The 14,897-nt window shown below is 70.1% G+C and carries 12 protein-coding genes; 7 read left to right on the top strand and 5 right to left on the bottom strand.

Annotation, left to right across the window (positions count from 1 at the left end):
- Nucleotides 1-87 precede the first annotated feature (87 nt).
- The 7 genes from ACYQPG_RS19855 to ACYQPG_RS19825 all read left to right on the top strand — a co-directional run bounded on the left by ACYQPG_RS19855 (nucleotide 88) and on the right by ACYQPG_RS19825 (nucleotide 7,233).
- A complete protein-coding gene (locus tag ACYQPG_RS19855; RefSeq protein WP_147899394.1) occupies nucleotides 88-630 on the top strand; it encodes a sigma-70 family RNA polymerase sigma factor in 543 nt (180 codons plus the stop codon).
- Nucleotides 627-1,418: an anti-sigma factor family protein gene (locus ACYQPG_RS19850; protein WP_461231565.1), complete on the top strand. Its 792-nt coding sequence runs from the start codon at nucleotides 627-629 to the stop codon at nucleotides 1,416-1,418. Before ACYQPG_RS19855 ends, ACYQPG_RS19850 begins: the two co-directional genes overlap by 4 nt.
- A gap of 85 nt (nucleotides 1,419-1,503) precedes the next feature.
- The gene (locus tag ACYQPG_RS19845; RefSeq protein ID WP_461231564.1) at nucleotides 1,504-2,220 is read left to right on the top strand and encodes a helix-turn-helix transcriptional regulator; all 717 of its coding nucleotides are present in this window, start codon (nucleotides 1,504-1,506) and stop codon (nucleotides 2,218-2,220) included.
- 83 nt (nucleotides 2,221-2,303) lie between these two features.
- Nucleotides 2,304-2,531 (top strand): DUF1127 domain-containing protein, encoded by a 228-nt coding sequence (locus tag ACYQPG_RS19840; protein WP_447674714.1) that lies wholly within the window; start codon nucleotides 2,304-2,306, stop codon nucleotides 2,529-2,531.
- A 135-nt stretch (nucleotides 2,532-2,666) separates the two neighbouring features.
- Nucleotides 2,667-4,016, top strand: coding sequence for a coagulation factor 5 8 type domain-containing protein (locus ACYQPG_RS19835; protein WP_461231563.1), 1,350 nt, complete (start codon nucleotides 2,667-2,669; stop codon nucleotides 4,014-4,016).
- A 258-nt stretch (nucleotides 4,017-4,274) separates the two neighbouring features.
- Nucleotides 4,275-5,519: a discoidin domain-containing protein gene (locus ACYQPG_RS19830; protein ID WP_461231562.1), complete on the top strand. Its 1,245-nt coding sequence runs from the start codon at nucleotides 4,275-4,277 to the stop codon at nucleotides 5,517-5,519.
- Between the two features lie 64 nt (nucleotides 5,520-5,583).
- A complete protein-coding gene (locus tag ACYQPG_RS19825; RefSeq protein WP_461231561.1) occupies nucleotides 5,584-7,233 on the top strand; it encodes a GDSL-type esterase/lipase family protein in 1,650 nt (549 codons plus the stop codon).
- Nucleotides 7,234-7,242: 9 nt separating this feature from the next.
- On the opposite strand, the gene ACYQPG_RS19820 is transcribed toward ACYQPG_RS19825, so the two are convergent.
- The 5 genes from ACYQPG_RS19820 to ACYQPG_RS19800 all read right to left on the bottom strand — a co-directional run bounded on the left by ACYQPG_RS19820 (nucleotide 7,243) and on the right by ACYQPG_RS19800 (nucleotide 14,879).
- The gene (locus tag ACYQPG_RS19820) at nucleotides 7,243-9,648 is read right to left on the bottom strand and encodes a glycosyltransferase family 2 protein (protein ID WP_461231560.1); all 2,406 of its coding nucleotides are present in this window, start codon (nucleotides 9,646-9,648) and stop codon (nucleotides 7,243-7,245) included.
- A gap of 47 nt (nucleotides 9,649-9,695) precedes the next feature.
- On the bottom strand, nucleotides 9,696-10,112 hold the full coding sequence (locus tag ACYQPG_RS19815; RefSeq protein ID WP_147908169.1) for a hypothetical protein: 417 nt from the start codon (nucleotides 10,110-10,112) through the stop codon (nucleotides 9,696-9,698).
- Nucleotides 10,113-10,388: 276 nt separating this feature from the next.
- Nucleotides 10,389-11,063 (bottom strand): DedA family protein, encoded by a 675-nt coding sequence (locus ACYQPG_RS19810; protein ID WP_147908170.1) that lies wholly within the window; start codon nucleotides 11,061-11,063, stop codon nucleotides 10,389-10,391.
- Between the two features lie 133 nt (nucleotides 11,064-11,196).
- Nucleotides 11,197-12,237 (bottom strand): NAD-dependent epimerase/dehydratase family protein, encoded by a 1,041-nt coding sequence (locus ACYQPG_RS19805; RefSeq protein WP_461231559.1) that lies wholly within the window; start codon nucleotides 12,235-12,237, stop codon nucleotides 11,197-11,199.
- Nucleotides 12,234-14,879, bottom strand: a complete 2,646-nt coding sequence (locus ACYQPG_RS19800) for a glycosyltransferase family 61 protein (protein ID WP_461231558.1) — start codon at nucleotides 14,877-14,879, stop codon at nucleotides 12,234-12,236. The genes ACYQPG_RS19805 and ACYQPG_RS19800 overlap by 4 nt, the downstream gene beginning before the upstream one ends.
- Nucleotides 14,880-14,897: the final 18 nt, after the last annotated feature.

Below are 14,897 nucleotides of genomic sequence, written 5' to 3'. Positions count from 1 at the left end.
GGCCCGACGGTTCTCAGTCCGGGGCGAGGAGCTGCGGGGTGAGCGGCCGATGGCGGCGCAGGATACGGACCCGGCGGGCGGCGGCGCATGACGACGCTCGCCCGTGCGCGCTTCAGCCAACTCGTCCTGCCCCGGCTCGACGAGGGCTACCGGCTCGCGCACTGGCTCACCGGCAACGCCACCGACGCCGAAGACGTGATGCAGGAGGCCTGCCTGCGCGCCTATCGGGCGATCGAGACCTTCGCGGAGGGCAACGCCCGGGCGTGGTTCCTGACCATCGTCCGCAACACCGGCTATTCGTGGCTGCACCGGCACCGGCCCCGGACGGTGGTCTTCGCCGAGGACCTCGCTCCAGAGGCCCGCGCGATCCTGGATGCAGGAAGCGTGCACGCCGAGGCGCCCGAGACGCCCGAAGCCGCGCTCATCGCCCACGACGAGGGCGGGCGTCTCGCCCGGGCGATCGACGCGCTTCCGGTCCCGTTCCGCGAGACGCTGGTGCTGCGCGAGTATCACGGCCTGAGCTACCGGGAGATCGCCGAGGTGACGGACGTGCCGATCGGGACCGTGATGTCGCGTCTCGGGCGGGCGCGCCAGCACCTGCTCGAACGGCTCGCAGGGGAGGGGCGATGACCGGCGGCGACGAGACCCTCCTGCTGCTCTGCGCCTACGCCGACGGCGAGCTGTCGCCGGGCGAGGTGCTGGCTATGGAGCGGCGCCTCGCGGCCGATCCCGAGCTCCGGACCAGGGCCGAGCGCCTGCGCGGCCTCTCCAGCGCGGTGCGGACCACGCTGGCGGCGGTGCCGCTCCCCGAGACCCTGCGCGGACGGATCGTCCAGGAGGTCGGGTTCGCCGACCCGGAGCCCGGCCGCGCAAGGATCAGCTCTTGGCTGAGCCCTCGGCTCACCTCTTGGCCGGCGCTCGCTGCTACGCTGGTGGTCGGGATCGCCCTCGGTGCCTCGCTCGGCGGCCTCGGTCCCCTCGGGATCGCCGCCCCCCCGCCGCGGGCGGCCGACGCCATTCTGGCCGGCCATCTGCGAGGTCTCGCCGCGCCGCAGCCCTACGATATCCCCTCCTCGGACGGGCACGTGGTCAAGCCGTGGTTCAACGGCCGCACCATCATCGCCCCCGACGCCCCCGACCTCGACGAACGGGGCTATTCGCTGGCCGGCGGCCGGATCGACATCGTCGACGGCAAGCCGGTGCCGACCCTGGTCTACCGCCACGACCGGCACGTGATCAGCGTCACCGTGGTGCCGGCGGCCGCCGATGCGGCGGCCGTCGAGGCGCGCCGGGACGGGACGTTCATCGAGCGCTGGAGCGCCGGCGACCTCACCTACTGGGCGGTGTCGGACCTCAACGCCCGAGACCTGCGGGGCTTCGTCGCGCTGTACCGCGCCCGGACCGGGCAGCCGCACTGACGAATTCGATCGGCGTCCGGGAATAACCGCGCGGGGAACCGGGTTCTACATCCTGCCATCCGCTTCGATCCCATGAGGGCCGCGCGTGATCGTCAGTCCCGACCGCACCCTGCGCCCATCCGACCGGCACGCCACGCCGACGCCCGATCCGCCCCGTGGGTTCGGCGACCCGCGCCCGGCCCGCGAACCGGCAACTCTGGAGGACGCGCTTTACCGGCTGGTCGAGCATCTCGAGCAGGGGGTGGCGGTGACCGACCGGTCCGGGCGCGTTCAGGTCCTGAACCGCGCCGCCCACGCCTTGGTCCGCCGGGGCCTGCTGCTCCTCCGGAACGGATACCTGTGCACCGGCACGCCCGAGCACGCCGCGGTGTTCGGCCGGCTCGTCGCCCGCTGCGCAACCGGCACCGGCGGCGCGCTTCGCCTCGCGGGGGAGGGCGGCACGCTCCTGATCGCCGCCTGCCCGATCCCCGGCAACGGAGTGCTGCTACGCGTCATCGACCCCGCCGCCGCCCCGCTGCCGGACCCGGGGGCGCTGCAGGAGCTGTTCGGCTTCACGCCGGCCGAGGCGGCGCTCGCCACCGACATCCTGGCCGGGCACGATCTCGCGGCGAGCGCGGCCCGGCGCCGGATCACCCTGCACACGGCGCGCGCGCATCTGCGCCGTCTGTTCGAGAAGACCGGCACCAACCGGCAGGCCGAGCTGATGCGCCTGCTGCTGCTATGCCCGCTCCCCGTCCCGGCCACCGCCGAAGCAAACTGGCAGCCGACAGGATTTTCGACGGAGTATCGCTCAAATGAGTGATGCGCGAACCGTAGAATAAAACGACGCTGCCATTCGTCGAATATCGACACTACATCAATATTCACAGCGGGGGAGAGCGCGATATGCTCGTCTCGATCTTGAGATCCATTCGGGTCCGGCGCGCGGCTGCGCGGACCTACCGCGTCCTCTCGGCGCTCGACGACGATGCGCTGCACGATGTCGGCCTGGACCGGCGCACCCTGCGCGCGTTCTGCGACGCGGGCTGCCGCCACCACGCCGCGCTTCCGGGCAAGCCGGGCGCGGGGCTGGGGGTCCTGATGCCCGGCGGCCTCACGCCCGCCTGGCGTTGAGGCCCATCGTGCCCGTTCCGATGGCAGCTCCACCTGCGACGATCGCGGCACGACCGGGAACGGCTCTCGTCAGGCGGGACGACCGCCATCGGCTCCGGTACAGGATCTCCCGGCATTCGGGAGGATCCAGGGACGATGCGCGCGGCACTCGGCGGGACGGACGATCTGATCGACTTGGCGGCGGGACAGCCGTGGCATCGGCTGGATACCGAGGCGCGACGCCCCGATCCCGCCTGCACCGTCCGGCTGCAGGTCGATCTCGGCCTGCGCTTCCCGATCCACGCCGTCGCGGGCGACGGCGAACTCCGGGATCTCGCCGTCTCGGATGACGGGGAGGTCTGGTCGGAGGTCGCCCTCGAGGCGGGCGAGGGGGCCTCGGCGGCCCGGGTGATCGAGCCCGGGGAGGGCACCTGGGCGCGCCACGTCCGGGTGACCGCAAAGCTCCCGGCCGGGGCGGGCCTCCCGGCCGTGCAGGTCTGGTGCGCGCGCGCCGCGTTCGACTTGATCGCCCTGCGGCAGGTCTTGGGCGCGTCGTTCGACATGGCCGGCGAGCGGCCGGGATCCACGCCCTACATCACCTACAGCCTCGTCAGCGCCGAGCGGCCCCGGTCGCACGCGCTGGTCGGCATCGCGCTCTACGAGTGCGGCGCCTTCGGCAATTGCCTGATCCAGTGCCTGCTGGCGATCGGGATCGCCCGCAACCTCAACCTCAAGACCATCAAGCTCCCCGCCGCCGACCGCAGTGCGGTGATCGCCCTATCCGGACCCGTGACGCTCGGCGGCATCACCTTCATCCCCGGATCCGAGCCGCTGCCGGAGGACGGGGACTACCTGTCGGGGATGTATTTCGACCTCGGGATCCAGCGTCTGGCCGGCGTGCTCGGCCCCGAGGAGACCCGGGAGATCGTGCGGACCACCATCCGGCCGCTGTTCAACCGGCTGCCGGCACAGATCCCCGAGAAGCCTGACGACGCGTTGCTGATCCATATCCGCTCGGGCGACATCTTCGGCACCTGGGTGGCGCCGCAATACCCGCAGCCGCCGCTCGCCTTCTACCGGATGGTGATCGACCGGCTCCTGGGGGAGGGCAAGATCGCGTCGATCAAGTTGGTGTTCGAGAACCGACTCAACCCGGTGATCCCGGCGTTGGAAGCCTGGATCGCGGCGCGCGGCGTACCGCTCTCGACGCAGAGCGGCGCGCTGACGGACGACGTCGCGGCGCTGATGAACGGGCGCTACCTCGTGTTCGGGCTCGGCACCTTCGGCCCCGGCGTCTGCCAGCTCTCGGACCGGGTGGAGCAGGTGTTCTACTTCGCCTCCGGCTGGCCGCAGCACTTCAAGAGCATCCCGACCATCGGCGCGGTGGTTGAGGTGCTGGACGTGGCGGGCAGCTACACGAAGGTCGGCGAATGGGATAATTCGCCGGAACGGCGCGCGCTGATGCTCGACTACCCGATCGAGAACCTCGCCTTCGACGACGCCTGAACCGCCGCCCTTGCCGACGGCGGGAAACTCGGTGACAAGCGCCCGAGAAACCTTGAGTCGGTCCTGCACGCCGAAAAGAATCCAGGATTTAAAAGGTCCATGACCTTTTGCGGGTCCAGGGCGGAGCCCTGGTGTCGGGCTTCGCCCAATGCTCGTGGGCTCCGCCCCCGAACCCCGCCAAAGGGCTCAAGCCCCTTGGGATCCCGGTCTTGCCGGTGCGCCGATCGACGGCTGGGTCAGCCGCCCGGGAGGATCGATTTGGCCAGCGATGTCCAGCCCTCGGAGGCCCTGCGGGTCAACGCCTTCCCGATGCACCGGGCCGAGGTCCTGATGCAGCAGCGGCGGCGCCTGCGCCCGCGCCGCAAGACCCTGGTCAGCTTCGCCGCGAAGTACCACTACGTCGAGAGCCAGCGCCGCCTCGTGGCCGCGGCCGCCGCCACCGGGGATTTCGATACGATCGAGAGCTGGTCGCCCGACCGGCTGCGCGGGACGCCGTTCTACACGGCGCACAGGGCGATCCTCGACCGGTCCCGGGGCGCCGGGAACTGGGCCTGGAAGCCCTACATCATCGCCGAGGCGCTCGCGCACAGCCGCGACGGCGACTTCATCGTGTTCACCGATACCGGCATGCAGGCGATCGACGCCGATCCCCTGCCGCCGGTCACGCCGCTCCTGACTTGGCTCGCCGAATCCGGGCGCCGGGTCGCGGTGGGCGTGCTGCACGGCAAGCCGCAGCGGGTCTGGACCAAGCGCGACTGCTTCGTGCTCATGGACTGCGACATCGAGCGCTACTGGAACGCCGACCAGATCCAGGCGACCTGGATCGCCTTCATGGTCGGCCCGGAGACCCGTCACTTGGTCGCCGAATGGCTGCGTTATGCCGGCGACGAACGGGTGGTGACCGACATCCCCAACCAGATGGGCTTAGCCGATTTCGACGGCTTCATCGATCACCGCTTCGACCAGAGCATCCTGTCGAACCTGATCTACAAGCTCGACTTGGAGATCCCGCCCCTGCGGGAGGCCTCGAAGAAGATCAAGACGCTGGTCGGCGAACTGGAGATGGACACCCTGGTCTCGGTCCGGCCGTCCGAGAACATCGCACTGGGCAAGACCTGGCGGGCCAGCTCCGCCTCGCCCTGGTCTGGGACGCACGGCGTCTACGGCGAGCGGACCACCGGCGACCCGTCGTTCTTCTTCCACACGGCGCTGGAGCCGAAGCCCTGGTTCGTGCTCGACCTCGGCACGGTCGAGCGGGTCTCGGAGATCCGGCTCTACAACCGCTGGGGGCAGCTCAGCGAGCGCGCCCAGATGATGCGGGTGTGGCTCGGCGAGACCGAGGCCGAGTATCGCCTGGTCTTCGACGCCGTGGATGCCGACTGGCACCCCGGCCTGCCGCTCTATCTCCGCTTCGACAATGCCCGGTTCCGCTACCTGAAGGTCGATCTCGACGAGGAGCAGGTCCTGCACCTCGACGGGATCGAGATCTTCGCGGCCCGCTGACCCGGCGTGCCGGACGACAGCCCGCATCACGGACGATGACGCCACCCATGACGAGGCAGACCGCATGAGCGCGCCGGCCGGCGACAGGCCGCTCTTCCCGTTCGGGCCGATCCTGTTCTTCGGCGACTCGGTGACGGCCGGCTGGACGGCGCAGATGCCGCAGGCGTTCTCCGGCCCGCAGACCGTGCCGCGCGGGATCGCCGGCCAGACGACCCGGGACATGGCGCGCCGGCTCCGCTCCGAGATCGCCCTCTACGGCGCCCGGGGCCTGCACCTGATCTGCGGCCGCGACGACATCCTGGGCGGCGCCCCGGGCGTGTCGCTCGACGGCATCGTGGCCGACATCCGGGCGATGCTCGCCGACACCCGCGACCTCTACGTGCGCAGCTGGGTCGGCTCGATCCCGCCGGTCGACCCGGCCTCACCCGCCGCTTCCGGGCGGCCCCTCGAACTCATCGGACAGGTGAACGCGTGGCTGCGCGACCACGTGCACGAATACGGCGCCGGCTTCATCGACCACGATCCCGTGCTGGCGAATGCCGCGGGCGCGCTCAGGCCCGATCTCAGCGACGACGGCGTGCGCCTCAACGCCGCCGGCAACGCCGCGCTCCAGGCCGCGATGCTGGCGGCGCTCACCGCGGCGGGCGTCGACCAGATCTGGGCGCCGCCCGAGAGCGAGGATGCCGCGCGCCGGCGCAAGTTCTTGCACCATTTCGGCTATCTCGACTCGAACACCCGCCATCCGAGCCCCTACATCCAGTTCGCCGGCAAGCCGGGGGCGAGCCATTACGGCGTCCCGTTCGACGCCCAGGGCTTCCTCAACGCCACTGCCATCACGGCGGACAAGCCCCCGGGCGAGACCCGGGTCTTCGTGGTCGGCGACTCGACAACCATCGACGGCGGCACGCTGGCCAACACCCTGCCGGGGCGCCTCGAGCGGATCCTGCGGGCGGACGGGCTCGCCGCGGCGCGGGTCTACAATTTCGGCGTGATGTCGAGCTGCCTCACGCAGATGACCCACCTGATCTGGTCGCGGCTCGTCAGCTACCGGCCCGATGCGATCGTGGTGATGAGCGGCAGCACCGACCTGTTCCAGCCCTGGACCTACGATCCGCGGCCCGGCTACCCGTACAACGCCTTCATCACCGAGCGGCTCTACGACCACTTCTTCGACACGCACGATCCCCGGGCGCGCGAGGACGGCCTGTCCTACGACGCGCTGGTCACCCTGATCTACGAGGCGCTGAAGCGGCTGCGCGCGGAGGTGGGCTGGCAGACGCCCGGCTGGGAGGACGCCATCGTCCACCATTACCAGCTCGCCGCGCACCGCCTGACCAAGCTGTCCCACGACCACGCCGTGCCGATCGTGAGCGTGCTGCAGCCGACGGTGCTGCGCAAACGCCACCTCACCGCGGTGGAGCGGAGCGTCGCCTCGGGGGCGTTCCTCGCCTATCTCGACCGCCAGTACGCCAAGCTGGAGGCGTTCACGGCCAAACTCGCGGCGCGACGGCCCTATCGCAGCACCTTCACGGCGCTCGATCTCAGCGGACTGTTCCGCGATCGGGAGGAGGGGACCTTCTACGACATCGTGCACTATGACGATCCGGCCCGCGAGATCGTCGCCGCCCGGTTGGCGGCCGAGGTGACGCGGGTGCTGGACCGACCGCGCACGCCCCTCGCCCGCGTCCGCCGCCTGCTCGGCGGAAGGCGGTAGCCCGCCGCCTTACCCCTGTCGGTCGGTCTGCTTCACCCGGTGCGTGAAGATGACCGACAGCCACGGCACGACCTCGTGCTCGACCTCGATCGAGAGCAGCACTTCGAGGTGGAGCGCGTAAGGAAGGGTGAGGCGGAAGCCGCAGCGGGCCTCCTCCATGGTGGTCGGCATGTCGCCCAGTACCGCCGCGATCACGTCGGGCCGGTGCACGTCCACGGGATGGCGCTGGATCTCGCCGTCGACCTCGGCAACGAGCGTCGCCTTGGCCCGGCTCGCCGAGACCACCCAGCCAACCAGCACCACCTGCCCGTCCTGGATCTCGGCCCAGACCCGGTCCGGGGGCGATTCGAGGTTCGCCCGGGCGAAGGAATCCGGCAATTCGCCGTCGAGTTCGGCGATCGTGCAGCCGACCTCGTATTTCTCGAAGCCGCGCCCCTCGCCGAAGATCTGCGCGAACTGCTTCTGGTACTGGGCGATCCGGGCGTTCCTGATGTCCTCGGGCAGGCCCGACCACTGGCCCTTCTCCTGGACCGTGTAGACCGACAGCAGCTCGCGCAGGAACGCGATGCGGCCCTTGTCGGCGACGTAGAGGTTCATCAGCCAGTCGGCCGCCGCCGCGTTCTCGTAATACGCCTCCGGCACCCGGCGCAGGGCCTCGGCGCGGTAGACGCAGCACGAGAAGTTGGCGGTGAGCGGCGCGTTGGCCAGCACCGGGAAGCTGATCGTGCCGGTGGGGTAGCGGCCCTGCTCGTCGTGCGGCACGTAGGAGCCGGTCGCCGGGTAGTGCAGCAGGACCCAGTTGAAGCACATGTCGAGGGCGCGGTCGTTGCGCAGCATCCGCAGCTGCATCGCGATCTTGCGGTCGGACAGCCAGTAATCGTCGGCTTCGCAGAACGCGATGTAGCGCCCGGTGCAGGCGCCGAGGCAATCCTGCATGTTGCGCAGCATGCCGAGGTTTTTCGCCCGGGGCCGCACGGTGATCCGCTCCGGATCGCGCGCCCGGTAGGATTCGACGATCTCGGGCGTCCCGTCGGTGGAGCAATCGTCCCCGATCACGACCTGGAGCTTGAACAGGCCGCGCTGGGCCAGAACCCCGTCGAGGCAGCGGCGGATGTAGGCGGCATGGTTGTAGGCGGTGACGATGACGCTGACCGTCAGCTGTTCCTCGAGCCAGACGCGCAGGGCTGCCGGATCGCCGGAGAGGGCGTCGGGCGCGTCGAGGCCCATGTCGCGCAGGGCCGCCCGGGCGATGTCGGGGTTGGCCTCGATCAGGGCGCCCAGGCTCGGGACGTCCTCCTCGTCGAGATAGGCCTCGGCCAGGCGCCGGAAGATCGCCTTCTGCGAGGCTTCGTAGCCCGCGGCGTAGCGGCCGCCGAAATGGCCGCGGAGCGCCCGGAAGAACGCGATCTCGGAATTGCCGAGCTTCTTGTGCCGGGCGAGTTCGGTGGCGTAGGTCGCCCACATCCCGGCCGCGTGCTTGCGGTAGACCGCCATGATCTGGGGCAGGAAGCCGATGCGGCCGACCTCGGCATGCATCAGGTGAACGTACCAATCCCCCGGGGCGATGCCCTCGTCGAGCCGGAACGGCTCTTCGCCGTGGTAGCGCCAGCGATAGAGCACGCTGTTGGTCTGGACGAAGTTGTGCGCGACGAGGTCGGACAGCGACGGCTGCGGGCTCGAATGCTTCGGATAGATCTCCTCGACGCCCGGCATGTCCTCGTAGAGGACGCGCACCGGGTGGAAGCACAGGGTGAATTCCGGGTTCGCCCGCAGGAATTCGACCTGGCGCTGGAGCTTGCTCGAATCCGTCCAGTAATCGTCGCCCTCGCAGATCGCGACGTATTCACCGCGGGCGCGGGCCGTAAGATCGGAAAAATTCTTGTTCGGCCCGAGATTCTCAGATCGCAGCACCGCCACGAGGTTGGGATGGCGCGCGGCGTAGTCCGCGATGATCTCGGCGGTGCCGTCGCTCGACCGGTCGTCGCCGACCAGGAGCTCGAACGGGAAATCCGTGACCTGGCCGAGGATGCTGTCGAGGGTCTGCCGGATGAACCGGGCTTGGTTGTAGGTGATGCACAGGACCGACACGACCGGCCGGTTCCATTCCGGCACCGGCTCGGCCTCAGCGCGCGCGCGGATCCAGGCCGCGAACGGATTGACGAAGGTGCCGTCGAAGCTCTCGTCCGGCTCGGCGGTAAAGTCCGCCCGCGGCTGCCGCCCGAGCCGGGCGCCGTACTTGACGTAATGCTCCAGCGGCGAGAGGTCGGTCAGGCCGACATCGGGATAGCGCGCCGCGTACCAGATGTGGTCGAACAGGCCGCTGCGATAGATCGTCGAGAAATCGTCCTGCCACGGCTCCAGGGCGGGCGTCGCCGTGCTCGCACCCGGCGCGGCGTCTCCTGCACCGTCCTGCATCGATCAGATTCCTCGAACGCTCGGGACCACGTCCTTCGACCGGCCCCTCAGAGGGTGCCGGGAAGGCGCCCTTCCTCGGAGCCGTGGTTGTAATAGTGCCGCGTCGGATCGGCGCCGGCATTCGCGACGTCGTCGTTGCAGGACAGGTAGAAGTGCCGATCGAACAGCCCGGAGGTCTCGAGCCAATCGAGCATGGTCTGCTCGGGGACGACCGGCGCCCGATCGGGGCTCGCCGCGGCGGCCTCCCGGTAGAGATGCACGAACTTGGCGATCCGGGCCGCGACCTCCTTGGCGGGGGGCCGGCGCACCGAGGAGGCGACGACGCTCGATGGCTCGCCGGGCCGCCGGCGCTGGAGATCGGCCTCGGCCAGACGCACCAGCCGGGCCATCTCGCCCTGCGCGTCCTTGAGCCTCGCCTGCGTCTCGGCGAGCTCGGCCCGCAGCGCGTCCACGTCCTCGCTCAAGGTCGGCTCCGTCTCAGTCACGACGTCCTGAATGCGTGCATGGGATCATGCGGCGGGATGGCCGGATCAGAGGCGCGATCGGACCGCACGCCGCGTGAGGCGGGGTGATACGATCGGCACCGGAGTCGGTCAACCTTGGGCGATTCAGCCTGTAAGACGATCTGCCGATGCCCGACACGCCACCGGCGCAGGGTGGCGCCGGCGCATCCTCTGCGAAGAGAACGCCGCGCGTAGCGTGGCGTCGAGTGGCTACGCGCGGACCGGGAGTGGCTTTGCCTACCCCGCGACCGCCTGCGGCGCGACCGAGCCCGCGACCAGCGGGCCGGGGATCGCGGCCTCGGCGTCGACCATCAGGCGCGCCTCGTGGCGGCGCATGAACATCCACAGGGCCACGGCGCCCAGCAGCACGAAGGCCAGGAGCGCGAGGCCCACGGGCCCCATGACGTTCTCGATGGAGCGACCGCACAGATATGCGCCGAAGCCCATGATCGAGGCCCAGGCGACGCCGCCGACGGCGTTGAAGAACATGAAGCGGCGGGCATCGAGCTTGTTCACGCCGGCGAGGACCGCCGCGTAGGCGCGCAGCATCGCGGTGAAGCGGCCGAAGAACACGATCTTCCCGCCATGCCGGCGGAACAGGTACTGGCCGAGCTTGAGCCGGCCGTGATCGAGGCCGATCATGTGGCCCTTGCGCAGGAGCAGGGGCAGGCCCCAGCGGCGGCCGACCCAGTAGCCGGCATTGTCGCCGAGGATCGCGGCGGTCGCGGCGATCGCGACCACGAGGGCGATGCTCAGGTTGCCGGTGCTGCCGGCATAGGCCGCCGAGGTGAGCAGGACCGTCTCGCCCGGCAGCGGCAGGCCGGCGCTCTCCAGGGTGATGATGACGAAGATGGCGATGTAGCCGTAATTGGCGATCAGGTCGGCAATGGGCAGATCGTGCAGGAAGGACATGCGGTCTCCTCGCGGATCGGAGGGCTGCCCTGTCGGCGAGAAACATGGCCGCTCCGGGGCGGAGCGCGAAATACCTGGCCGGGCCACGATCGGCTGTGCCGCCGAGCACGATGGCTCTCGGGCTTCGCCGGCCTCAGCGGGCCAGGTTCGACAGCGCGCCGTCCCCGCGCGCCTCCGCCAGATGAGCCCGCATCCAGTCGATCGTACCGGTGAGCCCGTCGCGCAGGGCGACCCGGGGCCGCCAGCCGAGTTCGGATCGAATCAGCGTGGTGTCGAGCACGTTGGCCGGCACGTCGGCCGCGCGGCTCGCCTTGTACACGCAGGGCAGGCGCTCGCGCCGGAAGACCCGCTCCAGTTCGGCGATGATCTGGTTGACGCTCAGGCCCGCACCGCTGCCGACATTCATCACTTTGTGCGGCCCGTCATACGGGATGGCGGCCAGGAAGGCGTCGCTGACATCGTCGATGTGCAGGAAGTCGCGCACGACCTCGCCGGTGCCCCAGACTTCCAGCGGCAGGTTCGCGAGCACGCGGTGGATATAGCTGCCGATCAGGCCCTGGTGCTTGTTGCCGAGTTGGAACCGGCCATACGGATTGGCGATCCGCAGGATCTGGTAATCGATCCCGTGAAGATGCCGGTACAGGTAGAGCGACTTCTCGATCATCAGCTTGCTGATGCCGTAGGCCGAGATCGGGTCGGTGGGCGCCCGCTCCGGGATCGGGGTGGCGCGCGGGATCCCGTAGATCGCGCCCCCAGAGGATGCGAACACGACCTTCTTGATCCGGGCCGAGCGGCAGATTTCCAGCAGGTGCAGGGTGGCGATCGGTGCGGCGGCCAGTTCCGCGGACGGGTCGCGGTTCGAGCTCTCGGGGATCGATCCGGCGATCAGGTGGAAGACGATGTCCTGACGCTCGACCGCGTTGGCAATGCCGAGCCGATCGGCGAACTGGCCGGTCACCCGGGCGACGCGCCGGTCGAGAACCTCGGCTTGCGGGTGGCTGCGGCTGAAACAGGTGACCTCGGCGCCGGCTTGCGCCAAGCGGTTGCACAGGTTCAGGCCGAGGAAGCCCGCACCGCCCAGGACGAGACAGCGGGCTCCCGCCAGGGCCGAAACCGATGGGCCGATTGCTGCCGGATCGATCGGCAGCCCGTCATGTCTTCGGCCGCCGCTCATGGTCGGATTTCGGCGCTCGGGTGCACCGGCGCCGGGGCTGCCGGCGCCTCGGGCCCGGCCGAGTCCGCGTCTCGCGCTTCGATCAAGCGCTCGACCAGGGCGAGGGCAGATTGCTCCAGCGCACGGCGCGTCGGCTCCAGCGGCGCCTTCCCGTAGGCCCGGGTCGCCGCGTAGGCGGCCGCATAGGCCGCATCCCAGCCGGCGGCGAGGATTGGCGGCCCGGCCTCCTCCAAGGCGTCTCGGACGGTGATCCAGGCGGCCTGCTGGGTGGCATCCCAGGCCGCGGCCCGAACCGCGGAGCCGGTCTGCCGCAGGGTGAGGTTGGCGACCGCGGCCCGCTTGCGCGCACGCTTCAGGTGATCGCACAGGAGGGTGAGATCGGCGACGTCCGTGAGTTCGGCCAGGTCGGCCAGCTCGTCCGCCTCGACGTTCAGCTTGGCCAGGCGGAACCAGGCCGGCACGTGGCTGCGCACGAGCCAATCGGCGACCATCGCGATGCGCCGTCGCTCCAAGGCCTCCGAACCGCGCGTGCCGACGACACGCGGGACCAGCGGGAGAATCAAGCCGTCGCGCTCCGCCTGCGGCAGGCCATCGCTCAAGGTCCGGACGAAGGCGGAGATGCTGGGCGAGGCGCAGGCGGGCTGATCGGAATGGGGCTCGCCGGCGAGGTAGGCCACCGCCTCCAGAGCGCACAGGCCCTGGTCCGGGCTCGCGTGCGGACCGGCCGCCAGGGTTGTGATGCGTGCGCGGCGCGCGGGGTCTACCCGCACAGGCTCCCCACGGGCCGGCGACTGAAGCACGCCGTCATCCGGCACGCGGATGGGATGGCTGTCCGGGTCCGAAAGCGTGAAGCCGGCGGGCGTGCCGGACGCGACCTCGTTCTCCAAGGCGGCGACCGCGGCGGCGACCTTCCCCGGATCGACGGTGTAGCTCACGTGGAAGGCGTGCACGCCCGGGCGGTGGAGGGTCCGGCCGCGCAGGAACAGGATCCGCGCGCCCCCGACCTCGATGTAGCTGGTATAGCCCCGGAAGTTGAAGGCCAGCTCCTCGTGGATCAAACCGAGGATCCGGCAGCCGGGCCGGCAGAACAGGGCGTTGCTCAAGGCCGAACTCGACGAGCCGACCACCAGGGCGGCCGAGTGGAACGCGTCGACCTGTTCGAGGAACGACATCGTCTCCGGGTAGATCACCTCGAAGCCCAGGGGACGCAGGCGCTCGGCGATCTCGGCCTCGTTCACCAGCGCCCGCTGGGTGAAGGCCTTGCGCGAGATGAACAGGCGCCGATCGGTCCGGTCCGACAGGACCCCGCGCTCCCGCGCGCTCTCGAGGATCCGCTCGCGCACCGCCGCGAAGATGTCGGCCGGCCAGACCGCATCGTAGACCGGCCGCCCGGGCTTCATCTCGAACGGGAAGAACGCCGGCGGGGGCGCCATCCCGAGGAGCCCGAATTCGACGGGCTTGGGCGGCAGCTTGATCACGGGCCGGTCGCGCGTATCGAGCAGGCGCAGGATCTCCTCGTGCGAGCCGGGCATGTGGTCGTCGATGCACAGCGGGATCCCGTCCGGGCAACGCGGATCGTTGTAGCAGAGCATCCGCGGGACGTACTCGCAGAACCAATGCCCGTAGTTCCGGCTCTGGAGGCCGAACATCATCAGTCCCGCCTCGACCACGTGCGGATCCTCGGGCACTTCCACGAGGGCGCGCGTATCGCCGAACGCGGCCATCATGATCTGGTCTGGATTGAGCCCGTCCTGCAGCAGGATGTCCGGGCGGCGCGGATGCGCGGCCAGATCGTAGACGAGCTTGTCGCCGGCGATGACCACGTTGCTGCGCGGGAACGCGCGGGCTTCTTTCAGAAAGGCGAGGTACTGGGGCGGCATGTCGAGTTCGCCCCGCTCGGACAGCAGGGCCGGGGGCGGCTCGAAGAAGCGGAGTTCGGGAGGCGCGATCCTGCGCGCCGGCCGCAGCTCCGTGTACGCGGCGCCCCCGCTCACCGCGAGCGCCTTGGCCGTGGTGATGTCGTAGGCGGAGAACGGCCCGGCCGAATAAACGTGACGGGTCTGCTCGTGCAGCGCGATCGCGTCCGCGTAACGCCGATCCGGGAGCAGGGCATCGAGCTGCAGCCGGCGCAGGTTCTTGACCTTGGTGCTCACGGCAAAGCCGTCCGCCGTCGTGATGCCGTCGTCACCACCGTTCAACTCGTAGGCCAGCCGATAGCTCTGCGCGCAGGCTTCCGGCTCCCCCCTGCACTCGGCCACCCAACCGAGCCGGAGCAAGGTTGCGACGCCGTCGCGGATGGCGGCGGGCTCGCGGCTCGCGTGCAGACTTCGGACGAGGGCCGTGGCCTCCGCGTAGCGAGCGTGCCCGCAGAGGTCGCGCAGGCGCGCGGTGACGGCGGCCAAAGCCCAGCGCTCGCGCTCGTGCGGGACCAGCGAGCCGATCAGATCGTAGGTGTCGGCGGCGGCGCCGAGCTGGTCGTCGCCCTCGAGCCGGAACGCGAGCGCCTCGAGATGCCGTCGTATCGTGGTGAGGCCGGCCTGATCGTCGACCGGCACGAGCGTGTGCAGCCGCTCGAGGACCTCCGAAGCGTTGTCGCGATTGACCGTCCGGATCAAGTCGATGAACGTCTCCGTCGGCTTCATGTCCGTCTCAACATCCTG

The organism is Methylobacterium sp. CM6246 (assembly GCF_054818005.1).
This window is presented reverse-complemented; position numbering and strand designations above follow the sequence as displayed.